At 44.1% G+C, this 24,585-nt stretch carries 25 protein-coding genes; 9 read left to right on the top strand and 16 right to left on the bottom strand.

The window, feature by feature from the left end; genetic code table 11:
* Nucleotides 1–9: 9 nt before the first annotated feature.
* The 7 genes from glmU to ACRAD_RS13840 all read right to left on the bottom strand — a co-directional run bounded on the left by glmU (nucleotide 10) and on the right by ACRAD_RS13840 (nucleotide 6,447).
* Nucleotides 10–1,374 (bottom strand): bifunctional UDP-N-acetylglucosamine diphosphorylase/glucosamine-1-phosphate N-acetyltransferase GlmU, encoded by a 1,365-nt coding sequence (gene glmU, locus ACRAD_RS13870; protein ID WP_005023967.1) that lies wholly within the window; start codon nucleotides 1,372–1,374, stop codon nucleotides 10–12.
* Nucleotides 1,375–1,395: 21 nt separating this feature from the next.
* A complete protein-coding gene (locus ACRAD_RS13865; protein WP_005404828.1) occupies nucleotides 1,396–1,872 on the bottom strand; it encodes a phosphatidylglycerophosphatase A family protein in 477 nt (158 codons plus the stop codon).
* Between the two features lie 22 nt (nucleotides 1,873–1,894).
* Nucleotides 1,895–2,812, bottom strand: a complete 918-nt coding sequence (thiL, locus tag ACRAD_RS13860) for a thiamine-phosphate kinase (RefSeq protein ID WP_005023969.1) — start codon at nucleotides 2,810–2,812, stop codon at nucleotides 1,895–1,897.
* A 12-nt stretch (nucleotides 2,813–2,824) separates the two neighbouring features.
* Nucleotides 2,825–3,274 (bottom strand): transcription antitermination factor NusB, encoded by a 450-nt coding sequence (gene nusB / locus ACRAD_RS13855; RefSeq protein ID WP_005023971.1) that lies wholly within the window; start codon nucleotides 3,272–3,274, stop codon nucleotides 2,825–2,827.
* A 3-nt stretch (nucleotides 3,275–3,277) separates the two neighbouring features.
* Nucleotides 3,278–3,748, bottom strand: coding sequence for a 6,7-dimethyl-8-ribityllumazine synthase (gene ribH / locus ACRAD_RS13850; RefSeq protein ID WP_005023974.1), 471 nt, complete (start codon nucleotides 3,746–3,748; stop codon nucleotides 3,278–3,280).
* 11 nt (nucleotides 3,749–3,759) lie between these two features.
* Nucleotides 3,760–4,881, bottom strand: coding sequence for a bifunctional 3,4-dihydroxy-2-butanone-4-phosphate synthase/GTP cyclohydrolase II (ribBA, locus tag ACRAD_RS13845; RefSeq protein ID WP_005017730.1), 1,122 nt, complete (start codon nucleotides 4,879–4,881; stop codon nucleotides 3,760–3,762).
* A gap of 282 nt (nucleotides 4,882–5,163) precedes the next feature.
* Complete coding sequence (locus ACRAD_RS13840) at nucleotides 5,164–6,447, bottom strand: hypothetical protein (protein ID WP_089041191.1); 1,284 nt, start codon at nucleotides 6,445–6,447, stop codon at nucleotides 5,164–5,166.
* Between the two features lie 59 nt (nucleotides 6,448–6,506).
* Between ACRAD_RS13840 and serB the strand changes: the two genes are divergently transcribed.
* The 3 genes from serB to ACRAD_RS13825 all read left to right on the top strand — a co-directional run bounded on the left by serB (nucleotide 6,507) and on the right by ACRAD_RS13825 (nucleotide 9,107).
* Nucleotides 6,507–7,727, top strand: a complete 1,221-nt coding sequence (serB, locus tag ACRAD_RS13835) for a phosphoserine phosphatase SerB (RefSeq protein ID WP_005017734.1) — start codon at nucleotides 6,507–6,509, stop codon at nucleotides 7,725–7,727.
* Nucleotides 7,728–8,139: 412 nt separating this feature from the next.
* A complete protein-coding gene (aciT, locus tag ACRAD_RS13830; RefSeq protein WP_005017736.1) occupies nucleotides 8,140–8,475 on the top strand; it encodes a ciprofloxacin tolerance protein AciT in 336 nt (111 codons plus the stop codon).
* A gap of 152 nt (nucleotides 8,476–8,627) precedes the next feature.
* Nucleotides 8,628–9,107 carry an SCP2 sterol-binding domain-containing protein gene (locus ACRAD_RS13825; RefSeq protein ID WP_005023979.1) on the top strand — a complete coding sequence of 160 codons (480 nt, stop codon included), beginning with the start codon at nucleotides 8,628–8,630 and terminating at the stop codon, nucleotides 9,105–9,107.
* A gap of 50 nt (nucleotides 9,108–9,157) precedes the next feature.
* Here ACRAD_RS13825 and dtd read toward each other — a convergent pair whose 3' ends face one another.
* The gene (gene dtd / locus ACRAD_RS13820) at nucleotides 9,158–9,598 is read right to left on the bottom strand and encodes a D-aminoacyl-tRNA deacylase (RefSeq protein ID WP_005023981.1); all 441 of its coding nucleotides are present in this window, start codon (nucleotides 9,596–9,598) and stop codon (nucleotides 9,158–9,160) included.
* Nucleotides 9,599–9,804: 206 nt separating this feature from the next.
* On the opposite strand from dtd, the gene ACRAD_RS13815 reads away from it, so the two are divergent.
* The 5 genes from ACRAD_RS13815 (at nucleotide 9,805) to asd (ending at nucleotide 15,138) form a co-directional block, all read left to right on the top strand.
* Nucleotides 9,805–11,325, top strand: a complete 1,521-nt coding sequence (locus tag ACRAD_RS13815) for a catalase (protein ID WP_005023983.1) — start codon at nucleotides 9,805–9,807, stop codon at nucleotides 11,323–11,325.
* Nucleotides 11,326–11,523: 198 nt separating this feature from the next.
* Nucleotides 11,524–11,949: an ankyrin repeat domain-containing protein gene (locus tag ACRAD_RS13810; protein WP_373865822.1), complete on the top strand. Its 426-nt coding sequence runs from the start codon at nucleotides 11,524–11,526 to the stop codon at nucleotides 11,947–11,949.
* A 172-nt stretch (nucleotides 11,950–12,121) separates the two neighbouring features.
* The gene (pncB, locus tag ACRAD_RS13805) at nucleotides 12,122–13,330 is read left to right on the top strand and encodes a nicotinate phosphoribosyltransferase (RefSeq protein ID WP_005023987.1); all 1,209 of its coding nucleotides are present in this window, start codon (nucleotides 12,122–12,124) and stop codon (nucleotides 13,328–13,330) included.
* A gap of 111 nt (nucleotides 13,331–13,441) precedes the next feature.
* Nucleotides 13,442–14,290 (top strand): sulfurtransferase, encoded by an 849-nt coding sequence (locus ACRAD_RS13800; RefSeq protein WP_005023990.1) that lies wholly within the window; start codon nucleotides 13,442–13,444, stop codon nucleotides 14,288–14,290.
* Nucleotides 14,287–15,138, top strand: a complete 852-nt coding sequence (gene asd / locus ACRAD_RS13795; RefSeq protein WP_005023992.1) for an archaetidylserine decarboxylase — start codon at nucleotides 14,287–14,289, stop codon at nucleotides 15,136–15,138. The genes ACRAD_RS13800 and asd overlap by 4 nt, the downstream gene beginning before the upstream one ends.
* A gap of 46 nt (nucleotides 15,139–15,184) precedes the next feature.
* Here the strand turns inward: asd and phoR are convergent, their stop codons facing one another.
* From phoR to ACRAD_RS13780, 3 genes are all read right to left on the bottom strand, one after another.
* Entirely contained in the window at nucleotides 15,185–16,543 is a 1,359-nt protein-coding gene (gene phoR, locus ACRAD_RS13790) for a phosphate regulon sensor histidine kinase PhoR (RefSeq protein ID WP_005023994.1), read from the bottom strand.
* A 9-nt stretch (nucleotides 16,544–16,552) separates the two neighbouring features.
* Nucleotides 16,553–17,263 carry a phosphate regulon transcriptional regulator PhoB gene (phoB, locus tag ACRAD_RS13785; RefSeq protein WP_005017756.1) on the bottom strand — a complete coding sequence of 237 codons (711 nt, stop codon included), beginning with the start codon at nucleotides 17,261–17,263 and terminating at the stop codon, nucleotides 16,553–16,555.
* Nucleotides 17,264–17,501: 238 nt separating this feature from the next.
* A complete protein-coding gene (locus ACRAD_RS13780; RefSeq protein ID WP_005023996.1) occupies nucleotides 17,502–18,179 on the bottom strand; it encodes a TetR/AcrR family transcriptional regulator in 678 nt (225 codons plus the stop codon).
* A 198-nt stretch (nucleotides 18,180–18,377) separates the two neighbouring features.
* Here ACRAD_RS13780 and ACRAD_RS13775 point away from each other — a divergent pair, with 198 nt between their 5' ends.
* Nucleotides 18,378–19,229 (top strand): SDR family NAD(P)-dependent oxidoreductase, encoded by an 852-nt coding sequence (locus ACRAD_RS13775; protein WP_005023998.1) that lies wholly within the window; start codon nucleotides 18,378–18,380, stop codon nucleotides 19,227–19,229.
* A gap of 86 nt (nucleotides 19,230–19,315) precedes the next feature.
* Here ACRAD_RS13775 and ACRAD_RS13770 read toward each other — a convergent pair whose 3' ends face one another.
* The 5 genes from ACRAD_RS13770 to ACRAD_RS13750 all read right to left on the bottom strand — a co-directional run bounded on the left by ACRAD_RS13770 (nucleotide 19,316) and on the right by ACRAD_RS13750 (nucleotide 24,480).
* Nucleotides 19,316–20,683 carry an MATE family efflux transporter gene (locus tag ACRAD_RS13770; RefSeq protein WP_005024000.1) on the bottom strand — a complete coding sequence of 456 codons (1,368 nt, stop codon included), beginning with the start codon at nucleotides 20,681–20,683 and terminating at the stop codon, nucleotides 19,316–19,318.
* Nucleotides 20,684–20,800: 117 nt separating this feature from the next.
* Nucleotides 20,801–21,955 (bottom strand): methionine aminotransferase, encoded by a 1,155-nt coding sequence (locus tag ACRAD_RS13765; RefSeq protein WP_005024002.1) that lies wholly within the window; start codon nucleotides 21,953–21,955, stop codon nucleotides 20,801–20,803.
* Nucleotides 21,956–21,987: 32 nt separating this feature from the next.
* Entirely contained in the window at nucleotides 21,988–23,289 is a 1,302-nt protein-coding gene (locus ACRAD_RS13760; RefSeq protein ID WP_005024003.1) for a DUF445 domain-containing protein, read from the bottom strand.
* Nucleotides 23,290–23,321: 32 nt separating this feature from the next.
* Complete coding sequence (locus ACRAD_RS13755) at nucleotides 23,322–23,888, bottom strand: CC0125/CC1285 family lipoprotein (protein WP_005024005.1); 567 nt, start codon at nucleotides 23,886–23,888, stop codon at nucleotides 23,322–23,324.
* A gap of 52 nt (nucleotides 23,889–23,940) precedes the next feature.
* The gene (locus tag ACRAD_RS13750) at nucleotides 23,941–24,480 is read right to left on the bottom strand and encodes a DUF924 family protein (RefSeq protein WP_005017768.1); all 540 of its coding nucleotides are present in this window, start codon (nucleotides 24,478–24,480) and stop codon (nucleotides 23,941–23,943) included.
* Nucleotides 24,481–24,585: the final 105 nt, after the last annotated feature.

Here is a 24,585-nt window from a genome sequence, read left to right as displayed (position 1 = left end):
TTTATTCCTCTATTTTTTAATTTTTTGTGGACGCTGATAGTTTTCTTTGGAGAGCTGTTTGGCACGTTCAAAAGCCAGAGAATAATCTTCAACATCACGGGTAATGACTGAGCCTGCACCAACTGTTGCGCCATTACCTATTCTGACCGGGGCAACCAGTGAGCTATTTGAACCGACAAAGGCCTCATTACCAATAATGGTCTTGTGCTTGTTGGCACCATCATAATTACAGGTAATTGTGCCTGCACCAATATTGGAATTTTCGCCGACTTCAGCGTCCCCTAAATAAGTAAAATGATTGGCTTTCGAGCCTGTACCGATAGAGGTATTTTTCACTTCAACAAAATTACCAATATGTACATCATTGCCAAGTTTTGCGCCCGGACGAAGGCGGGCAAATGGCCCAATCTGGGTATTTTCACCCACTACCGCGTTTTCAAATACGCTATATGGCTGGACTTTGGTTCCAGCCGCAATTTTAGTATTTTTGAGAACACAGCCTGCGCCAATCTCGACAAAATCACCGAGTTCACAGTCGCCCTCAATAATGACATTAATATCAATTCGCACATCTTGGCCGGCTTTTAATGTTCCACGTAAATCAAAGCGTGAAGGATCAATCAAATGCACCCCTTGCTGCATAAGATCTTTCGCCTGCTGCTGCTGAAAATCGCGTTCCAGTGCAGAAAGTTGCAGGCGGTCATTTATTCCTTCAACTTCAAATGCCAGTTCTGGTTGAATTGATGCAATCTCCAGACCGTCTGCCACGGCCATCGCTACAATGTCAGTCAGGTAATATTCACCCTGTACATTGTCATTGGAAAGCTGCGGCAGCCACTGATGCAGCTTGGCATTACTAACACAATAAATACCGGTATTGATTTCATTAATCAGACGCTGCTCATCCGACGCATCTTTGTGCTCGACAATTGCCTGAATTTTGCCACTTTCACGTACAATTCGGCCATAACCTGCTGGATTGTCTACAGTTAAAGTAATCATGCCAATACCGGTTTCTCTGGATGCCTCCAGCAGCTGTTCTAATGTCTGCTGGCGCACTAACGGCACATCACCATATAGAATCAGGGAAATACCTTCTTTAGGTAATACTGGCAGCGTCATTTGAACCGCATGTCCGGTTCCGAGCTGTTCTGCCTGTTCTACCCATTGAATTTTTTCTTCAACAAATGCATCTTGAACCAGTTGGCCACCATGGCCATAAATCGTAATAATATTTTCAGCTTGTAGTTTTTTTGCGGTCTCAATCACATGACCAAGCAATGGACGCCCTGCCAGAGGTTGTAAGACTTTAGGTAAATGGGAACGCATTCGGGTTCCTTTACCTGCCGCAAGAATAATAACGCTTGTAGACATGAGTAATCCTAAAAAATAGGGTTAAATCCTGGAAAAATATAAATAAATTAATATACAGAGTGCAGCCCAGATACCCGCGATAATATCATCAAGCATAATACCAAAGCCACCATGTACCCGGCGGTCAACTACCCGGATTGGCCAAGGCTTCCAGACATCGAACAAACGGAACAGGGCAAAACCGATAAGAACCCACAGCCAATTCATCTGACCTAGATACACCAGTGGTAAAAATGAAATAGACTGTCCAGCAAATTCATCCCAGACAATGCGGCCATCGTCATGTACACCCATGAGTTCAGCAGTACGCCCGCACAGATAAATACCTAGCAGTGACATCAGTACAATGATCAAGACACTGTTAAAAAAACCTAGTGCCAGCCAAGCGGGTATAAACAGCAAGGCAAAAGCAGAACCAAACGTACCCGGAGCCTTAGGTGCTAGACCTGAACCGAAACCTACGCCACAAAATACAATACAGCGCTGTGTCCAGGTCATCTGTTTAAATTTGATGGAAGGTTTATGCAAAATGTTGATATCCGTGAAACTGAAACGGATGGTCTATGCCATCTTTTTCAAAAGTTAAGCCGAGCCGCTCAGTAATATGCCCGATTTTGCTAATTTTTACATGACTTTGTTGTTGTAAAAGTTTTTCATAAGCTGTCGGACTCAGCGTAAAGCAAAGCTCATAGTCATCGCCACCAGCTAAGGCATACTGGAACTTTTCATTTAAAGAGAGCTGCTGTAGTACAGGATCAAGTGGCAGACACTCGAGTTCGATCTGTGCGCCTACATGCGATGCCTGTAAAATATGACCTAAATCCTGTGCCAGTCCGTCTGAAATATCGATCATGGCTGAGGCCATGCCTTTAAGCTGCTGGCCAAGTTCACAGCGTGGTGTTGGATAATCTAGCCGTTTTTGCAGAGGATGTCCGGGATGTTGCAGACCATAAGCTGCATCTCCAACCTGCCCACTTACACAGATATAATCACCTGCCTGGGCTCCGCTACGTGTAATGGCCTGTCCGGCTTCAACCCAGCCCAATGCAGTAATACTGATAGTTAGATGTGGACCCTGAGTGGTATCACCACCAATCAGGCTGACACCAAACTGCTGGCAGCAGTCAAATAGGCCTTGGCTAAAGGCCTGCAACCACTTGTGATCTACCTGTGGCAAAGTTAATGCCAGTAAAATACTGTGTGGTTTGGCACCCATGGCAGCAATATCAGAAAGATTTACCGCGACACTTTTCCAGCCAATGGCATGGGCAGAGGTCGAGAGCGGGAAATGACGGCCGGCCACGAGTGTATCAGCACAAATGACCAGTTGCTGGCCAGGAGGAGGGGAGACCAGAGCCGAGTCATCTCCAATACCTAAATCAACCTGACTATGATGATCACGGTTAAAGTAGGTCTGAATTAAGGAAAACTCGGCCATCGTCAACAGCTTTTATTCAGTTTGCTGTTTTTCTGCCGCACGCAGACTTTGTGCCAGACGGTCAAGTACACCATTAATGTATTTATGACTATCTGCACCACCAAAATGCTTGGCTAGTTCGATCGCTTCATCCAGTACGACCCGGTAAGGAATTTCAAGATGATCCCGTAGCTCGTAAGCGCCCAGACGTAACGTAGCCAGTTCTACACCATCAAGTGCACCAAGCTCACGGTCAAGTACCGGAACCAATAAGGTATCGAGTGCTTCATGCTGGGCAACAACTTGCGTAAGCAGCTCATGATAATAGCCAAGGTCGACCTTATGCATGGCATTTTCAGCACGGGTACGAGCTTCAATTTCATGCACTGGATTATGGCTCATTTGCCATTCATATATACCTTGTACAGCAAAACGGCGTGCTTTGCGTTTTGCTGCATAAGTTGCTTGAAGAGTTTGCGACATCTTTTAGATTGCCTTTAACAAGTTAACCATTTCAATAGCAGTCAGGGCAGCTTCGCTACCTTTATTACCTGCTTTTGTACCAGAGCGTTCAATCGCCTGTTCAATACTGTCCGTAGTTAATACACCGTTGATCACTGGCAAGCCAGTATCTAGTCCAACTACGCCCAAGCCCTTGGCACATTCACCGGCTACAAAGTCAAAATGTGGTGTACTGCCGCGAATCACTGCGCCTAGCGCAATAATCGCATCAAATTTGTTTGTTGCAGCTAGTTTTTTTGCAACTACTGGCAGTTCCCAAGCACCCGGTGCGTGAACAACAGTAATATTCTCTTCAGATACACCATGACGTTTCAGTGTATCAATCGCACCTTCTAACAGATGTTCTACAACAAAGCTGTTAAAACGGCCGACCAGAATCGCGTAACGGCCTTCGCTCGCGAGATGTAATAAACCTTCAATACGGCGAATCGCCATAGCAACCTCGATTATTTAACTAAAGTTTGATCTGCGGTGATATATTCCACCACTTCCAGATTAAAGCCGGACAGGGCATTAAAGCGTAATGGCGAGCTAAGTAGCTGCATTTTCTCTACCCCCAGATCCCGTAAAATTTGTGCCCCTACCCCAATAGTCTGATACTGCTGCGATAACGCTGCGTTCGATTTTATCGGTTTAGGCTTGTTCAGGCTTTCAAGCGCAGGGCCCAAGTCCTGCAAGTGACGCTGTCCGATCCAGACCAGTACACCACGTTCGCTATCAGCAATGGTTTTTAAGGCACGGTCCAGATTCCAGGCCGGCTCGCCTTCCTGCTTGTTAAGTTTCAGCAGATCACGAGCTGGATTAAAACCATGCACACGAACCGTAGTGACCCCTTCTTTAGGCTCACCTTTTACTAGCGCCAGATGAATATCCGGGTTACCGATTTCACGATAACGATACAGGTCAAAAGTTCCATATTCAGTGTCGATACTTTGCTGGTCAATACGTTCGATAGTCTGTTCATTGGTCATGCGGTAATGAATCAGGTCTGCAATTGTACCGATTTTCAGCCCATGTTTTTCAGCAAAAATTTCCAGATCCGGACGGCGTGCCATTGTACCGTCTTCTTTAATAATTTCACAAATGACTGAAGCTGGTTCCAGTCCTGCCAGTCTTGACAGGTCACAGCCTGCTTCTGTGTGTCCGGCGCGGTGCAAAACACCTCCCGGTTGAGCCATTAATGGAAAAATATGCCCTGGCTGGACAATATCACTTGGTTTGGCATGGGCAGCTACGGCAGTACGAATCGTATGAGCTCGTTCAGCTGCTGAAATACCGGTTGTGATACCCTCTGCCGCTTCAATGGACAGCGTAAAGTTTGTTCCGTGCTGGGCACCGTTAGAATCCACCATCAGTGGCAGATCTAACTGCTTGCAGCGTTCGCGGCTTAAAGTCAGACAAACCAGACCACGCGCATGCGTAATCATAAAATTAATATCTTCAGGGCGTACGTGCGTGGCGGCCATCACTAAATCGCCTTCATTTTCACGATCTTCATCATCCATCAGGATGACCATTTTTCCTGCACGGATATCTGCAACGAGCTCTTCTACAGTATTGAGCGGCATCTATCTAGACCCTCTTTTTTTGTCTTGCTGACAATAAATTGCATTGATAAGCCATAGTCTAACGTGTTTTAACTATATTTGCCTATGCTTATAGTATGGATGTTCCGGTTCTCTGTTATACACACCCTAATAGCCCTTTGAAAAGAGTGAAGATTTTAAAACAGAGCTGAATATGCTTAATCTTTGCTCACCTGGAAGATTTTGGGCCAGTGTGCCAAGGGTTTTAGACTGAAATAAAAAAACCTGACCTATATACAGATCAGGTTTGTGTTTTCAGAGAAACTAGACTTGTTCTGAACGTACTTTTTTACCCATCAGGATTTCAGTACGGATTTGCTGTGCAAGTTCAGCAGACTCAATATTTAAACCATTGAGCATAAATGCATTTCGGGTAAGGACATTACTCGGATTTGGCATTGGCATCAGCTGGTAATTCTGGCTGATGTCTTTAAGCTGTTCATTATTGAGATATAAAGCAGTTTCCTTGGCGTTGAGCTGCTGGGCCAGACGTTCAGCAGCTTGCTGGGCGTTGAGCTGCATTGCCTCAACCGCGGTTGCAACCGCACTCCGTGTTTGCAGGGCAAAGCGTTTGTCTTCACGGTAACGTTTATACAGTACATCTGAGAGTAACTGGAATACCGTACCTACCATAAGCAGGCACTCAACTGCCGGTTTGGAGTCAGCAGAGACAGAAACGACTGCACCATTCTGGTTAAATTCCTGTCGAATTTCCAGATTGCTACTGCGTAGATGATACTGCTGTGCACACAGCTCAATACTTTTATTCAAAAAAATCTGACAAAGCTTAAAGTAAGGCACAGAAACGGACTGGTTTACGCTACTAAGCAACTGTTTTGGATCATAGAACTGAATGTTTAAAGCCACTCGCTGATCATTATCTGAGGTTGTTTCGGCAGTTCTGGCTTTAGGTAATGGCTGGGCTTTAGCCTGCTGCTGGACTTGGGCCACCATCAGGGCAGAATTATGTTTCTCTAGTTCAAGGGCCTGGGTCAACTGCTGAATTTCATGTTTCAGGCGTGACTCATTATTGATCCGTGCCAGATATTCGCTACGGCTTGGACGCGCAACTGCCCGGTAAGCCAGCCATAACAGCATATGTATAAACAGTGATGCCAGAATTGCCAGCCATTGGGTCCGTAAAATTTCACCAATACTGGGTTTAATCAGACTGACTTCAATACTGCCCACTTTCTTTTCATTCTGCAGCGCATCACGCACAAATACTTCACCCTGACGGGTTTTAGCCATACCACTTGATGCTAAAAGCTGGTTATTGGCATCCAGAATGCGAATAGATGCCACACTCGGATTGGTCGCATAACGGTTGGCGACCAATGCCAGCGAAACCGGGTTGGGGGGGTCCAGCTCTGCCAGAGAGTCGCTGACCAGTTGACTGGTCATCAGCTGGCCTTGGCTGGCCCGATTCTCATTGAGTTGATGGGTTGTTGCAAGAACCAGTAAAAAGGTATGCAATGCAAAACTTATTATCAGCAGGCTAGCAAATAGCCCTTGTCTAGGCGCATTCAACGTAAACTTCCAAGGCAATTATATTTGATTTCGATTATGATTCTTACAATAGTTGTAGCTCAGACCCGAGTCAATTCATGCGAGAAATCATTCTTATATCATTTTTAGGACCTGATCAACCCAACCAGTTTACGCGATTAATGCAGGTATTGTCCGTACATTCCTTGCAAATTCTGGATGTGGGGCAGGCCGTTATTCACAATCAGCTCACCTTAGGTATTGTAGTCGCGTCAAACGACCAGACTGCAACAGCTCTGGCAATGAAAGAGATTTTGATTTTAGCACATGATATTGGTTTAACTGTGCGCTTTAAACCAATCTCAAGCACAGAATACGAACAATGGGTGAATGAAGGTGGCCGAACCCGTTATATTGTCACGGCTTTAGCACCTGAACTGTCAGCTTCGCATTTACAAGCTGTTACGAATATTGTCTCAGGGCAAGGCTTTAATATCGAAACAGTCACCCGTCTATCGGGACGGCCTCATCTGAATCATGAACAGGTAGAACCTAAGCGTAGTTGCATACAGTTTGGCTTGAGCGGACAAATGCTTGATGCCGCAGCTATGCGAGCTGCCTGTCTGAGGCTCTCAACTGAGCTTAATGTTGATGTTGCTGTACAAGAAGATAATGCTTATCGGCGTAACCGACGCCTGGTCTGTTTTGATATGGATTCCACCCTGATTGAACAGGAAGTCATTGATGAATTGGCAATAGAAGCTGGTGTTGGTGCACAGGTTGCTGAAATTACCGAGCGTGCCATGCAGGGTGAACTCGATTTCCAGCAGAGTTTCCGTGCACGGGTTGCTCTGCTTAAAGGGCTAGATGCCGAAGTTCTACCAAAAATTGCTGAGCGACTGACAGTGACAGAGGGTGCAGAACGTCTGATTTCAACGTTAAAAGCTTTGGGTTATAAAACTGCTATTCTTTCGGGTGGTTTTCAGTATTTCGCAGAATATTTACAGGCCAAACTCGGGATTGACGAAGTACATGCCAATATACTTGATGTAGAAAATGGCCGTGTCACTGGTGAAGTGAAAGGACATATAGTCGACGGTGCCCGCAAAGCCTTCTTACTGCGTGAACTGGCAGAAAAAATGGGTATTTCCCTGGAACAGGCAATTGCTGTTGGAGATGGTGCTAATGACTTGCCTATGCTTTCAATCGCGGGCTTAGGGGTGGCTTTTCGTGCCAAACCTCTAGTACGGCAAAATGCTAATCAGGCAATTTCGAGTGTAGGCCTAGATGGTGTTCTTTATTTACTGGGTGTACACGATAAGGACTTGAATCGTGCCTGATGCGTAAATACAGTTACAACTTGTGCGACTCAGGAGTCGCACTTTTTGTTGGTAAACTTCTGATAAACAGATAGTTAATAAAAAATAATCTTGGTTTGTATATGTGTAGATTAAACTAAAAAAATTATTTTTTGCTCAAAAAAGCAACATATTTTTTTGTAATGACGCGCCAAGATTGATACAGCTTGGGATAAGACATTTCTATATTTTTTTTTAATGTAATGACAAAAGAATGTTGCGACAAGGTATGTCGTGTAATCGGAATTCAGGGCTTTTTTTCTATAGAAAACTCTTCATAATGCCAACAAGTACAAAACAGGCTAAGCAGAATAATCAATTTTGCAGGGCATTTGGGGAATAACATGATGGTCTAAGAAAGGGCCTAACGACATCATTAATGACGGAGATTGGTATGTGGACAGCGAATTATGCAACCATCATGGGATTTGGTTTAATTGTTGCTGCACTTGTTGCTGTTTTCTTTTCGCCTTACCGTCGTTGGCTGAGTTTTATGCTTGCCGGTATGGTATTCTGGGGTCTACTGGAAATGGTACGTTTTGGTATTCAATCAGTTTTTATTATTCCACTCACTTACAGTTATTTATGTGCACTCAGCCTGGCCATGCTGGCGATTACCATGCTCTTGCTGCGTGAAGACCACCGTGCACAAAAAGCCTTGGCTAAACGCCAGTACATTGAGCATACTCCAGTTTATGAAGACGACCAGCAACAGTGTTCAAGTCGCTAAAAATAAGCTGACTTAACAAAAAAGGTGTACCTGTCCGTACACCTTTTTTTACGTTTGATAATTTTTAATATACAAAGACTTTATTTAAAAATAAGCTTTTATGCTACGATCATAAGATTATTTTTTATAAGAATATAATAGGCGCGCATGTCATGAAACTCTCTTCAATTCCTGTTGTTCACTTGCCTCTGGTTGACCTGAGTACTGATCCTCTCGATTTACTCCTGATGGGATTAGCTCTACGTATGAAGCAATTGGCCCGTACCAGTCCAAAGTTTATTGAACTGACCCATGATCGCCAGTTCCGTATCCAGATTGGGACAGAACAGGGGATGGCACGTCAGTTTGTCATTAATCATGGGCAAGTAGAAACTGTATCTGGTTCTGCTGAAAAAGCTGACTTTATTTTACAGTTTGCAGATAGTGAGCAGGGGGTGAAGACGCTGCTTAAAGGTGATCCAACTGCTTTTATGACAGGGATGCAAAATGGCAGTATTAAAATGGAAGGTGATTTTGGTTTACTGGTCTGGTTTAACCAGGTAGCAAAACTGCTTCCACCTAAACTGCCAAAGCCGGTTAAAGAAAAAATTAAAATGGCTCGCCAGTTTTTAAAGGAAAAAACGGGTAAATAGTAAAACCCAGCCCTCTTAAAATAGAGGGCTTCTTTATATTTTTTTAAAAATTACTCTATTTCAAGATTGAAGGTAACCGGGCCATCATTTACCAGATGGACTTTCATATCTGCTGCAAAAATACCGGTTTGTACATTCTCAAATTGAGACTTCGTGTAGGCAACCAGGTCTTCATAAAGTACTTTAGCTTCACTCGGTGGCATCGCTGGTCCAAAGTCCGGACGTAACCCTTTTTGGGTTTGAGCCATCAGGGTAAACTGGGAAACCAGTAAAATACCACCCCCTACCTGACTGACATTCCAACCCATTTTTCCCTGCTCATCATCAAAAAACCGATATTTTAAAATTTTATCGATTAATTTCTTACCCGTATCCAGCGTGTCTTCTTTCCCTAATCCTAAAAATACCAGAATCCCATGACCAATTTCACCGGTAGTTTTGCCTTCCACTATGACTTTGGCCTCAAGTACACGCTGTAATAATGCCCGCATCTCACTCTCTTTTTTGCTTATTTAAAGACTGGGTTAATAGTGTATCAGAACTCGATTTCTAAACTTGAATATATATTTTATTCATATTATACAACATCTTATTTTTAAATATTTGAATAATCGATTATATTTATTTTTATTATCATTTTTAACTATTTGAAAGACTCTAGTAAAGTGCCGCTGCAGAAAATTAAAGAGATGATGTTATGTTTAAGCGTTCATTACTGGCCGCCATGCTGGGTGTTACCATGTCAGCAAGTTACGCAGCGCCTTTGACCAAAGACAATGGAGCACCTGTAGGGGATAACCAGAATTCAATCACTGCCGGCGAGAATGGCTCAACTTTGCTTCAGGATGTACAGCTGATTCAAAAATTGCAGCGTTTTGGTCGTGAGCGTATTCCTGAGCGTGTAGTACACGCACGTGGTACAGGAGCATATGGCGAGTTTATTGCGACAAAAGACTTATCGGACTTAACGGTTGCATCACTATTTAAAGCAGGAATCAAAACACCGGTTTTCTTGCGTTTCTCTACCGTAATCCATCCTAAAGGTTCACCAGAGACATTACGTGATCCGCACGGTTTTGGCCTGAAGTTTTACACTCAGGAGGGCAACTGGGACCTGGTCGGCAACAACCTGCCTGTATTTTTTATTCGCGATGCTATTAAATTTCCCGACTTTATTCATGCCATGAAGCCAAGCCCGGTGACAAATGTTCAGGATCCAAACCGTGTGTTTGACTTCCTGCAAAGTCAGCCTTGGGCTGTAAATATGCTGACCTACGTGTATTCTAACCTCGGTACTCCAGTCAGCTACCGTAACCTGGATGGCTTCGGTGTGCATGCTTTCAAACTGTACAATGCTAAAGGCGAGTATAAGTATGTGAAATTCAATTTCCGTACTCAACAGGGGCTTAAAGGCATGAACATGGAACAGACTCGTGAGATGCAAGGTAAGGACTTTAATCATCTGACCAATGACCTGTACAACAATATTTATGCCGGAAACTATCCAAAATGGGATTTATATATTCAGGTACTTGACCCGAAAGATCTGAACAAATTCGACTTTAATCCACTGGATGCTACTAAAATCTGGCCCACTCACCTGATTCCAGAAGTTAAAGTAGGTACTTTGACGCTAAACCGTATGCCGAAGAATTTCTTTAATGAAACTGAACAGTCGGCATTTGCACCAGGTAATCTGGTTCCAGGCATTGAGCCTTCTGAGGACCGTCTGCTACAGGGCCGTATCTTCTCTTATTCAGATACCCAGATGTACCGTTTAGGTGCAAACCATCAGCAGATTCCAGTAAACCGTCCTCTGGTCAAAGTCAATAACAATAACCAGGAAGGCTTCATGAATGTATCTGAACGTGATTCAGATGTGAACTATGAACCAAGCCGCAAGGAACCTAAACCTTCAACCACACATGCCAAAGCAGTCATGACACCACTTGAAGGAAGTGTATTACAGCAGGCAATCAAGAAAGAGCAATCATTCAAACAGGCCGGTGAACTCTATCGCTCCTATTCAGCGGTTGAAAAAAATGACCTGATCCGTAACTTGGCAGCTGATTTGGGTGCAGTAAAAGATACCGAAACCAAACACATCATGCTGTCCTACTTTTATAAGGCAGATGCAGAGTATGGTACACGGCTGACCCAGGCGGTAAAAGGTAACCTGGCTACTGTTAAGGCAAAAGCAGAGCAACTGCAAGACTAAGTCCGGTCAGTCCTTCAGTGAGGTAAGGTGAGTTAACTTAATCACCTTTACCTCATACGGTGCACTAGTTTTAAAGTGGAGTGATTACAGCAATATGTTAGAGATATTTTATTATTTTGAAGACTAAGGGGAATCCTGATGAGTTTTTTAAAAAGCACTTTCCTGATTTCACTATTTTGCCTGAGCAGTACCGTCGTGATGGCCGAAGTAGCTGAGTCTCCTGTGCAAGACAGTAAGCTGCCAGCCCAGCAGGAACTGGTTGATCTTTTCTTCGCTGCTGCAAAAACAGGAAATAAAGAAGTAATTGATGAATTCCTAAAATATGGATTTCCGGTCGATAGCAGAAATCATGCAGGTTTTACTCCCTTGATGATGGCAACTTACTATGGCCAGCAAAATATTGTCAGCACATTATTGGCATCCGGGGCTGACCGCTGTGCCAGAGACAATAAAGGTAATACAGCCTTGATGGGTGCTATTTTTAAAATGGAATGGGCAATTGCCAGACAGCTGCGTAAGGTCGACTGTGATATGAATACACAGCAGACCGGACAAAAAACTGTAGCAGAATTTGCTAAAGTGATTGGACAGGAACAGGCTCTTAAAGAGCTATCGAACGAATAATATATACTGGCTAAGTTTTTAAAATATAGATAAAAATTTAGCGGACTGTTTGCAAGTAGATTCTGAACAGTATAAGACCATAGTCTTGCTTTACGTATCTACATGAAAAACTTGGCTTATAGCTCATCAAAATATGTTTTAATTAAAAGATTAAAGCAAAAATTTTCTGCATATGTCTGCAATTATTCACTCCCTTCTTGATACTGACTTATATAAATTCACCATGCTACAGGTGGTATTACATAAGTTTCCGCAAACTGACAGTGTCTATCATTTTCGTTGCCGGAATCTGGAAGATACTGTATATCCTTTGTCAGATATCCTGGATGAGCTCAATCAGCAACTAGATTATTTATGCCAGCTCACATTTAAAGAAGATGAGTTACAGTACCTGCGCAATCTGCGTTTTATCAAGAGTGATTTTGTCGACTATCTGGAACTGTTTCAGCTCAAGCGTCGTTTTATTAAAGCCAGTATAGATGCAGAAGGCCGACTGGATGTCTGGATTGAAGGCCCAATGGTTCAGGCCATGATGTTTGAAATCTTTGTACTGGCACTGGTTAACGAACTATATTTTCGCCGTATTCGCAGTGAAGAAGTATTGGCTGAAGGTGAACGACGTTTGCAGGCCAAGCTGGAACTGATCAAGAGTTATGAGCGTGGACAGCAGCCAAATGATCCTCCTTTTCTGGTGTCAGACTTTGGTACACGCCGTCGCTACAGTTTTGAATGGCAAAAGCATGTAATTGAAGAGTTCCATAAGGCCAGTCCAAGTGTTTTCCGTGGTACCAGTAATGTCTTATTAGCAAAAGAGCTGGGTATTACTCCTATCGGTACAATGGCACATGAATTCTTGCAGGCTTTTCAGGCACTGGATGTACGGCTGCGCAATTTTCAGAAAGCTGCACTGGAAACCTGGGTACAGGAGTATCGTGGTGATCTGGGCATTGCCTTAACTGATGTTGTGGGTATGGATGCCTTCCTGCGTGATTTTGACCTGTATTTTGCCAAACTGTTTGATGGTCTGCGGCATGATAGTGGCGACCCTTATGAATGGGGTGACAAAGCCTATAAGCATTACCGCAAGCTAAAAATTGACAGCCGGACTAAAATGCTGACCTTTAGCGATGGCCTCAATCTGGAAAAAGCATGGAAACTTCATCAGTACTTTAAAGACCGCTTTCAGGTCAGTTTCGGTATTGGAACCAATTTGACTAATGATATGGGCCAAACACCCTTAAATATTGTCTTAAAACTGGTGGAATGCAATGGACAATCGGTTGCCAAAATTTCAGACAGTCCGGGTAAAACCATGACCGATAACGATACCTTCCTGGCCTATTTACGACAGGTTTTTGAGATTCAGGAACCTGAAATTTAAGCTGGTTTATATAGCAGTTATTTTATAAAGGCCCTATAAAAAACCGCAATGGCTTTAAATTAGACTATGCTAAAATTGGCTTTAGATAAAAAATAACCTGAAATAAGTGTAATGATGACACCTGATTTTAACTTTGGTTTACTGATCGAAGCCGAGGAACTTTTGCCACAGCTGGGTCATCCGAAACTGCGTATTGTCGACTTGAGCCGAGAATCGGTTTATCAGCAACTGCATATTCCGCACGCTTTACATTTAAAACCTAAATTATTAGTGCGTCATGAAGAGCAAGCCTCTGGCCTGCTCCCAGATGAGCTGGGCCTGCAGGCACTAATTGAATATTTACAAATTTCTCCAGAACATCATGTAGTTGCTTACGATGATGAAGGCGGGGCATGGGCAGGACGCTTGCTCTGGAACCTGCATTGCTTGGGTTTTGAACAGACCAGTCTGCTAAATGGTGGTATTCATGGCTGGCTGGCTGCCGGTTTACCTACTTCATCTGAACAGGTGGTTATTAAAGCCGCTGATACACTGGTACAGGTTGACCTTGGCCAAATTGAGAAATATCGGGTAAAATATGATCTGCTTCGTCAAATGATTAAAGAAGATAGCACCCAGCTATGGGATTGCCGAACCTTTGATGAGTATACAGGCCTGCGTCTTGCCGCCCGTCGTGGTGGACATATTCCAGGTGCTCGCCATTTTGAATGGAGTACTGCCCTTGACCGACAAAATCATCTAAAATTGCATCCGCTAGAACGCACCCGACAAAATCTGCAGAATGCAGGTTTTCAGCTGGACCAGCCTGTCGTGGTGTATTGTCAATCGCATCATCGCTCTGGGCTGGCTTATATACTGGGCCGACTTCTCGACTGGGAAATACAGGCTTATGATGGTGCATGGAGTGAATGGGGCAATCGCCTCGACAGCCCTATTATTACCGGAGAGTTGCCGTTTTGAGCCTCACATCACGTCTGAAAAAAAATATCTTTATTCGGGCCCAGCGCCTGGTTCCCCAGCATCAGCTAAGCCGGGTAGTCGGTAAAATTGCTGCCAGTGAGAACCCGCTGGTACGTGCGGCGGTCATTCAGACCTTTAAAACCCGCTATGGCGTAGATATGTCAATTGCCGAGCAGGTTAATGCTTTAAAATATAAATCTTTTAACGAGTTTTTTACCCGTGCCCTACGCGAAGGTGTGCGTATGGTAGATGCTGATCCTAAGAGTATCGTTTCACCAGCCGATGGCGCTATCTCACAGCTGGGTACGATCCATGACGGTGATATTTTTCAGGCGAAAGGACAAAGTTTTTCTGTCGAGAAACTCATCGGTGATCCACAACTGGCAGAGCCATTTAAACATGGCCAGTTTGCTACGGTCTATCTTTCTCCGCGGGATTATCATCGTGTCCATATGCCAATAACGGGTACACTAACTGAAACCCTGTATATTCCAGGTGAGCTGTTTTCAGTTAACCGGATTACTGCCGAGAATATTCCTGGCCTGTTTGCACGTAATGAGCGTATGGTCTGTCTGTTCGATACCGAACTGGGACGCATGGCGGTAGTCATGGTAGGTGCCATGATTGTGGCTGGAATTGAAACAGTGGTTACTGGAAAAGTAAAACCGTCCGGTCGTCTTGAGCTGAACCAGCATAACGTGGTACTGGAAAAGGGTGCCGAACTGGGACGTTTTTACTTGGGCTCAACTGCTGTAATTTTATTTGAACAGGATAAAATGGCTTGGGATGCGGAATTTAAGGCTAATTCTGTGGTGACTATGGGACAGAAACTGGGTCAGGCTCTTTAGAAGACCAATAATAAAAAATGCGCCTTGAGGCGCATTTTTTATAGTTCTAGTTTAAATGATATAGGCGTTCTTTAGGGAAGACAGCTTTGAAGGTCGAGCCTTCATTTTCCTTGGATTCAATTTCCAGATAGGCATTATGCTGCATGAGTACATGCTTGACGATCGCAAGGCCTAATCCGGTACCGCCGGTTTGCCGGCTGCGGGCACTATCCACCCGGTAGAAACGTTCAGTCAGTCTTGGTAGGTGCCGTGGGTCAATTCCGATGCCTGTATCCTGTACGGTAAAATAGCCATGTTCAGCATCATCATGCCAGCCGATAGTAATTGTACCGCCCTTGGGCGTATATTTAATGGCATTGGTAATCAGGTTGCTAAAGGCACTAGCCAGTTCCATATCTGAACCGATCAGGTCACAATGGCTGTCTATGTCCAGATTAAGCGTATGGCCATAATCGACATTATAGGCCTGAGCATCATCAAAAAGCTGGTTCATTAGACCGGGCATTTCCACAATCTGGTTCTTGGCAATTTTCTTGTTATTTTCAAGACGTGATAACAGCAACAAGTCATTAACCAGAGAATTCATGCGCTTGGTTTGTGCCTGCATCTGGTCAAATGCCCGTTTCCAGCGTGGATTCAAATCTTCCTGATCGGTAAAAGTCTCAATGTAGCCACTTAATACAGTGAGCGGGGTGCGTAATTCATGCGAAATATTGTCGACAAAATCTTTACGCATCTGTTCCAGGTTTTGCATGCGAGTAACATCATAAGCCACCAGCAAATGACTTTCGCCACCAAAACGGGTTAGCTTGATTTGCACATAGTGGTCTTCATGCACGGGCGACTTCATCTTGATGCCATCTGGCGCCTGATCAATATTTTGAAAATATTCAATAAAAATAGGCTGGCGTAGTATCGTGAGCAGATTACGACCACGATCTAGGGGCTGTATACCAAGCAGTTTTTCAGTAGCCGGATTAAACCATTCTATCTGGTTCAGATCATCAATCAGCATTACTGCTTCAGACAGTGCGACTAATGAAGATTGCGCCCGGTCAATCAGTCCGACCATTTCTGCCTGCACGATGCGTTCCTGACGCTGGGCCCGGTATACATTAAACAGGAGTGCTCCCCAGATACCGTTTAAATTAGGTGGAGCATCATAAGGCCGGTTAGAAATCCATTCATTTACTAAATATAAGGACCGTAGTTGAAAAGCAAAAAACACGACAAAGCCAATGAAAATACAGCTCCAGAAATAGCCGATCCCGAAACCGATCAGACTGGCAACGAGCAGTAGAAAGACCAGCAGCCGTAAGTCCTGTTTAGCAAAAGTCCACAAACTGCTGTATCGGAATTTTTTGTAGTCCCGGGCCAGCTCAGGAACCGGATATGGTTCATACATAAAGTCAGTTTAACCTAGAGCGACATCAGCACGGGTCGAGAAGCGGTAACCGGTTCCACGTACAGTCTGTACAAAGCGGTCGGCACCATAAGGCTCAAGCACCTTGCGTAAACGTCGGATATGTACATCAATGGTACGATCTTCAATATATACATTTCCGCCCCAGACCTGGTCAAGTAACTGGGCACGGGTATAAGCACGCTCTGGATGAGTCATGAAGAACGCCAGTAAGCGATACTCGGTTGGCCCCATTTCCAGAATGGAATCACCAAAGCTGACACGTTGACTGACCGGATCTAATAGCAGGCCATTTGCATCAATTGTTTTCTCACCGCTCAAGGCATTGGCACGGCGCAGTACAGCTTTAATTCGGGAAACCAGTTCACGAGTTGAGAATGGCTTGGTCATGTAATCATCTGCACCGGCATCAAGGCCTTGTACTTTATGGTCCTCTTCGCCACGGGCAGTGAGCATAATTACCGGAATTTCAGAAAGATTTTCATCGCGCTTCAGACGGCGACACAGATCAACACCACTGATGCCGCCTGGCATCATCCAGTCCAGAAGAATCAGGGCCGGGCGCTGATCAACAATCATCTGATGAGCCTGCTTGGCATCTTCAGCTTGCAGACATTGAAAACCTGCCATGTCCAGAGAGGTATGAATCATTTCACGGATCGGTAATTCATCATCTACAATTAAAATATAATCATCTTTCACAGCGCAATACCCTATTCGTTATTAACGGTGAACCGTTTTTATTTATGACAGGCTTATTACAAAGATAAATTATGACAGTATCATTGCAAAAATGGAGACAAACTCTATTTTAGCAATTATTTGTGACAAATATTACATTCAAATAGCAGCTCTGCGAAAGTATGGTATTAATAATTCAGAAATTATCACAATATTAAATTAAGAAAGATAAGCGATCAGCTCACAATTTAAAGAAAGACTATTTCTCAAATTTTTCTAATAATGCCATAAATACCACTTGGGCTGCTGCCAGTATATCTTCAAGACTCTGTTTAAAACCGCCCATAACCCAGCGAATTGCCAGCTGTGTGACATAACCGTTCAGGCCAGTCGCAATCAGTGAAACCTCATGCTGGCTACGGCTTAGATGCGGCATCATTAACATCACAAAAGCCTGAATCATTCGATCAAAACGCAGCATGGTTTCCTGAATGGTAGCCTGGTTATGCAATTCCTGAACCAGCATGGCATCCACATAAATGATACGTGCAACCCGTGGATCATCTTTTAACATGTTGAGTAAAGCCCGTAAGCCGGCTTCAATCATTTTATCAGGATTAGGCGAAGCCTGCATAATAGCCTGCATTACCCTTTGCTGTAGCTCTTCAATCAGCTGGAGAAAAATAGTCTGGAACAGCTGTTCACTTTTCTTAAAAGATTCATAAAAATAACGTTCAGTCAGTCCGGCTTCACGGCAAATATCTTTAACCGTAACTGAAAAAAAACCTTGAGTACCGTAAGCCTCAATTCCGGCTTCAATCAGCTTGGTGCGACGTGCAAGTTTACGTTCTGACAGAGATAATCCCTTGAACTGACGTTCCCTCGAACTGGCAACTGTATCTGCCTGTGGCTCCTGAGCATATTCTGACTGACTCATCTTTACCTATTATCTATAGAATTCTATGGCAGCCATTTTAACAAGTTTTTTAAACGAAGGTGCTGTCAGATACTGCCGTTTATTTTTCATGCATTTTTAACTTTAAAGAAATATTGACAATATGAATTGTCAAAATTATATTGAAAAGGAAATTTGCTATCTATCTGCCACTGCAGAGAGAAAAATAAAGGAACATGCATGAAGAATTTTAAAAATAAAGTTGCTGCCATTACAGGTGCAGGCTCAGGGATTGGCCAACAGCTGGCGGTTTTGCTGGCTAAACAGGGCTGCCATTTGTCTTTAAGTGATGTTAATGCGCAAGGCCTGCAAAAGACTGTCGAACTGTTAAAAGACAGTAATGTACGAATCACGACCCAGATAGTGGATGTGGCAGATCGTGAAGCAGTAAAAGCATGGGCTGAAGAAACTGTCAGAAATCATGGGTCGGTAAATCTGATTTTTAATAATGCCGGCGTTGCTTTAGCTTCAACAGTCGAAGGTGCCAATTATGATGAGCTGGAATGGATTGTCGGAATTAATTTCTGGGGCGTAGTATATGGCACTAAAGAATTTCTGCCTTATCTGAAAAAGAGTGGTGATGGGCATATTGTCAATATTTCCAGTTTATTTGGTCTGACAGCTCAGCCTACTCAGTCTGCCTATAATGCGACCAAATTTGCAGTGCGTGGTTTTACTGAATCATTACGTCAGGAACTGGACCTGCAAAAATGTGGGGTAAGTGCCTTATGTGTGCATCCAGGCGGTATTCGTACCAATATTGCCAATGCTGCTAAAGTCAATCAAAGTCTTAAATCACTAGGCATGCATCCCGAAAAATCAGTCAGTTCATTCAACAAACTGCTCCGTATTCCACCAGAAGAGGCTGCTCGCCAAATTCTGGATGCAGTACTGAAAGACAAGCGCCGTCTATTGATTGGTAATGATGCAAAATTTCTGGATGCCTTGCAGCGCGTTATGCCGGCCAAATACCAATATATTACTGGTCTGCTGACTGGCATGAATAAAAAACCACGTAACCAGATCGTATAACTGTTTATTAATATACTAAATAAAAAAAGCCCAGATCCTATTATCGGTTCTGGGCTTTTTAATACCTAAAAGAAGAGGGTATTATTTTAAATTAATACCTCTACAGTTTTTTTCTTCCATACAAACTGGTAATACAAACCTTGTAAAATACAGAGACTTACAAAAGCAAGTGCATAGGCATACCAGATTCCTTTAAGGCCCCAGATTTGACTAAACCAGTAAGCGCATGGCAGTTCAATCGCTAAAATAGCAAAGATATTGATGAGCATCGGTACAGTTACGGTGCCACTGGCACGCATGATGGAGGCGAAAATGGCACTGGCTCCAAAAAACAGAATAGACCACAGTACAATAAACAGTAACTGCTGACCCAGCTCGACTACTTCCGGATCGGTAATAAAAAGTGCCATCAGATACTTCGAGAAAAGATAGCCTAATATTACCAGAATGCCAGTGATGACAAAATTCATGCCGAGCGCAGTACGGCTCACCCGTGACAGTAAATCGTTTCTACCCGCCCCAATCGCTTGGGCTGCAAAAATTGAAGCTGCGATACCTATAGAGAGTGCTGGGAACTGGATATAGTTTAAAACCTGGTTAACTGCACCATAAGCTGCTGTAGCATGGGCACCAAAACGGTTAACCAGCCCCACAATGACCAGGCCAGCTACAGAGGTGGTTACCATCTGGATGCCAGTAGGAATACCTAGCCTTAAAATAATTTTACTTAATTTTGGCTGATGACGGATATAACTGAACAGCTCCCGGTCTGGACGTAAAGGATGATGTTTTTTATTCAGATAAACTGCAAGAAAGCCCAGCACCGCAAGATAGCCCACAATAGTCGCAATAGCCGGTGCAATAATCCCCATTTTAGGTAAGCCGAAATAACTGGCGATCAGGATAGGAGTGATCATTAAGCCGATCAGGCTGGTCATACCCAATGCAATCAGTGGCGTTACACTGTCACCGACACCCCGTAAAATAGATGTATAAATAATATAAATAAATAGCAGGGGACTACCAGCTAGCATCCAGCGGACATAAGGAAGTGATAAATGCATCACAGCCGGGTCTGTACCCAGTGCAAGCAAAATATGCTCGGCAAATATAACCCCCAGTAACGCCACAATAATCCCGCCGATTAATGTCATAAATAAGGTAGAACCAACTACGCAGCGTACCTTCTGAATATTCTGAGCACCCCAAGCCTGGCCAACCAGTACGGTGGCTCCTGCTGAAAGCCCAATTACAAATGCCATCAGGCAGAATAAAATTGGAAAAAACACGGAAACGGCAGCAATTGCCTCGACGCCCATCATCTGCCCGACAAAGATCGTATTAATTGTCCCGGACAGATTTTGCAGAATATTGGTTGCAATTAACGGTAAAAGAAAAACTAAAAAAGTTTTCCAGAGTTTCTGCTGCTGTATAGTAGTTTGATGTGGTGCCATAACAGTGCGTCGCACTCTCCCTGTTTTTAGTATTATCTTTAAAATAACCTTAACATAGGGCTGACCTGAAAAACGCTATGAATTAAGTAACTTCCTGCCAAATATAGTGGTATCTGTTTAGCAGCCGCGTAAAATTTCGCAGGCTTTATGCAATGTAGATTCCTGTTTAGCAAAGCAGAACCGGATCAAACGTAGTTCAGAGGGCGGTTTTTCATAAAAGGCAGAAACAGGAATAGCCACAATACCATGCTGTTCAGCCAAAAATTTACACATTTCCATATCATTCAGTTCTGGGCAGATCTGGCTGTAGTCCAGATTCTGAAAATAAGTGCCTTGAGGAACTTCATACTGGAAGCGTGAACCTTTTAATCCTTCAATAAACAGGTCTCGCTTGGCCTGATAAAAACTGCCGAGCTGCTCAATATGTTCCGGATGCTGTTGCATATAGCTGGCCAAGGCTACCTGGCAGGGAGTATTCGCACAGAAATTTACAAACTGATAAACCTGACGAAACAGGCGCATGAGATGCGGTGAAGCCGCACAATAACCTGTTTTCCAACCTGTCACATGAAAGGTTTTACCAAATGAACCAATCACAAAACTGCGCTCGGCCAGCTCAGGAAAACTGAGGGCACTCAAATGCGGACGGCCATCAAATACCAGATGCTCATACACCTCATCGCTGAGAATCACGATATTGGTGTCTTGCACCAGTTTAATCAACTGTTGCCAGTCTTCACGTGTCCAAACAGTAGCACTCGGATTATGTGGAGTATTGACGACTATCATTCGTGTTTTAGAGTTGACCTGTTGTTTTAAATGCTCCCAGTCAACCTTGAACTCTGGCGCTTGCAGGGCTATACGCTTACAGCTTCCTCCCATCATCTGTACACTGGGTACATAGCTGTCATAACTCGGATCAAAAATAATTACTTCATCACCCGGACGAATCATTGCTTGAATAGCGCAAAAAATAGCAATTGTAGCGCCTGGTGTAATGGTAAGCTGAGCCCGTGGATCAATATTGATCTGGTCCCGTTTATAAAACTGGGCAGCCAGCTGTTCACGAAGGGTCAGTAAGCCATCACCGGGAGCATATTGATGATGGCCGTCACGACTGGCTTTACATAATACCTCGACCAGATCGGGTGGTGCTGGAAAATCTGGAAAACCCTGAGACAAGTTTAGTGCATTCAGGCGCTGTGCCATTTCTGTCATCACACTGAATATGGTCACGTTCTGTGTGGCAAATTTAGACTCTACTTTAAACATATCGTAAACCTCGTTTTAAATTTAACTCAAGCTTAAAAAGCAAAGTCCACCAGCGCGCGAATAATGCCGAGAGTCAGTCCGATAAAAGCGCCTACGACTACGCCGTTGACACGGATCATGTGCAGGTCGCCACCCACTTCGTTCTCAATTTTGTCAATCATTTCCCGCGAATCCCATTCATGAATCCGCTCACTAATAAAATGAATCACCCGGTCACTGTACTGGTCACTAAAGCTAACAGCCAAACTACTCATCCGCTGATTCAGCAAGTGACGGACTTCTCTATTCTGCATCAGGTTCTCACCCACCTGCTGAATGGCAACTCTTAAATTCAGAGCAATTCCTGAATCCGGTTTTTCTAAATCGTCCTTGACAGCATTACACAATATAGCCACCGCGCCACTAATAAAGTTAAGTACTTGCGGACTGTCGAGCAGGGCATCCTTGGCACTGTTCAGACGTTGACTCGACAGACTATTTTCATCTGTCAGTTCCAGCATAAGCTGGCTTGCATATTGTTCAATGCTCTGTCGCCACGGATGCTCGGGATCAGCCAGCATGGACTCGACCCGGCCAAGCATCGAATCAACAGTCCGCTGCTGTACATCAATACCAATCCAGCTGGCGCCTCTTGCCAGTTTCCAGACACCGAGTTCCTTAAACAGCTTACGGGTCAGCTCACGTGTCTCTTCCGGATGTGACTTCATCCAGTCCTGAGCCAGATCCAGCCCACGCTGCAATACATCCTGGTGAAAATCATTTTCCAGTACAGCACGCAACATTTCACTGGCTAAAGTGTTGATCTGGGTATTACGTACCCACTGCACACTATTATTCTGGATAAAACGGCCAATTTGCTCCTGCCCGACAAATTCAAAAATTTTGGGTACAGTCTGCTGAATAATCTGTACCACTTGCAGATTGTTATCTGGCTGAGCCAGCCACCGTCCGGCTGCCATGGCCAGATCAGTATCTTGCAGACTGCGTTCTACCACTGATGGAGACAGGAAGTTTTCCTGTACAAAGCGGCCCATAGATACGGCAATCCGATCCTTGTTGCGTGGAATGATTTCCGTATGGTCTTTTAAAAATGCCGGAATAGGAATACGACCAAAAGGATTCCGGAACAGAACTGTAATCGCATACCAGTCAGCAAGCCCGCCCACTACTCCAGCTTCAGCAGCAAGCATCAGGATCTGGATTAGCCAGGCATACTCTGGCACGAGCTTGGCCATGGCAATGAGTATGAGCCAGGCTATAACCGCCACAACCAGAGCGATTGTGGCATAACGTTTACTACGGTTCAGACTCGGAGAAGTCACAGGTTCAGCCATAAAATTTTATTTGTCCTTAATTTTTGTTTTTATCATTTGGTTGTGTCCTGGGCTGGTGCAGTCTGGGGTTGTAGGAGCTGACCAGTTGGACTGACTCCATATTTCTGTCCAATAGATGACAGAATAAGGCGTGCATCAAAGGCCTCCTGAGGCACATTTTTCTGCTCCTTGTAACATTCAATAGTATAGGAAACCTGAACCGGGTCAATATTTACCACTTGCGGCATATCATAAAACGGATCTGGCCAGAAGCCGGGATAGCGCCGGTAATAAGCAGAAGGATAATAGGACCGGCTTGGATAGACGACTGCCTGACGGGGTGGCTGCTGGGTACGGTTGCTCGGATCATCCAGTACTTTAAAATAGCGAAAACCGTTTTGTACTGTGGTCTGTGCCGCTTTAACCAGGGTAATTTCTTCTGCAGTCCCATAACTGATATTGTCACGAGCTTGGTAACTGATACGATAGGTCTGCGCATTTAAAGCATAACTTGAGAATTGTCCCAACTGGTCAAATGTCAAAGGCTTGTGCGGGGTAGTAGCACAACCGCCAAGCAGCAGAGCTGTACCGAGAGCAAAACCTATAGATAAATTTTTCATCATACACCTCCTATCAGGAAGGACAGCACAATGGCTGGGGAGTGCAGGAAGGTTAAAAGCTGCTTCCTGGCTGATCTAGGAATTCCAGTTCTTCCGGAGTTGATTCACGGCCCAGAATTTTGTTGCGATGCGGATAACGCCCGAAACGTTCAATAATTTTCTTGTGACGTTTTTCATAATCCAGATTAACCGGATTACCCAGACGCTGAAAGAGCTTTAATGCAAATTCATGCATCATTTTTGATTCACTGTGCATGAATGGCATGTATAAAAAAGAACGTTGTTCAGGATTGAGCTGGGCATCCAGATTCAGGCTGATCGCTTCCTGGGCCAGAGCCAGAGCTAACCCGTCCTGTGCAAAAGCCAGCGGCTGGTCACGATAAAGGTTGCGGGAGAACTGATCCAGAACAATAATCTCGGCAAGGCGTCCATCGGCTGTTTTGCGCCATGACCAGAGCTCTGCCTGAACTGCTTGTGCATGAACTTTGCTAAAGTTCTGCCGTATTTTCTGATCAAAAGTATCACTTTTTGAAAACCATAGTGACTGGTGCTCAGGATTAAACCAGAAATCGAGGATCTCCTGATAATTCATAAGTTTTAATACCTATCAAGATTTATTTTTCAATAAAATCACAAATTTTCCGTGTCTTATACAGCAAGATTGTGATAAATATTTGCCGGGATAAACGCAGTATAA

This window comes from Acinetobacter radioresistens DSM 6976 = NBRC 102413 = CIP 103788, assembly GCF_006757745.1.
GTDB classification, from domain to species: Bacteria; Pseudomonadota; Gammaproteobacteria; order Pseudomonadales; family Moraxellaceae; genus Acinetobacter; species Acinetobacter radioresistens.
This window is presented reverse-complemented; position numbering and strand designations above follow the sequence as displayed.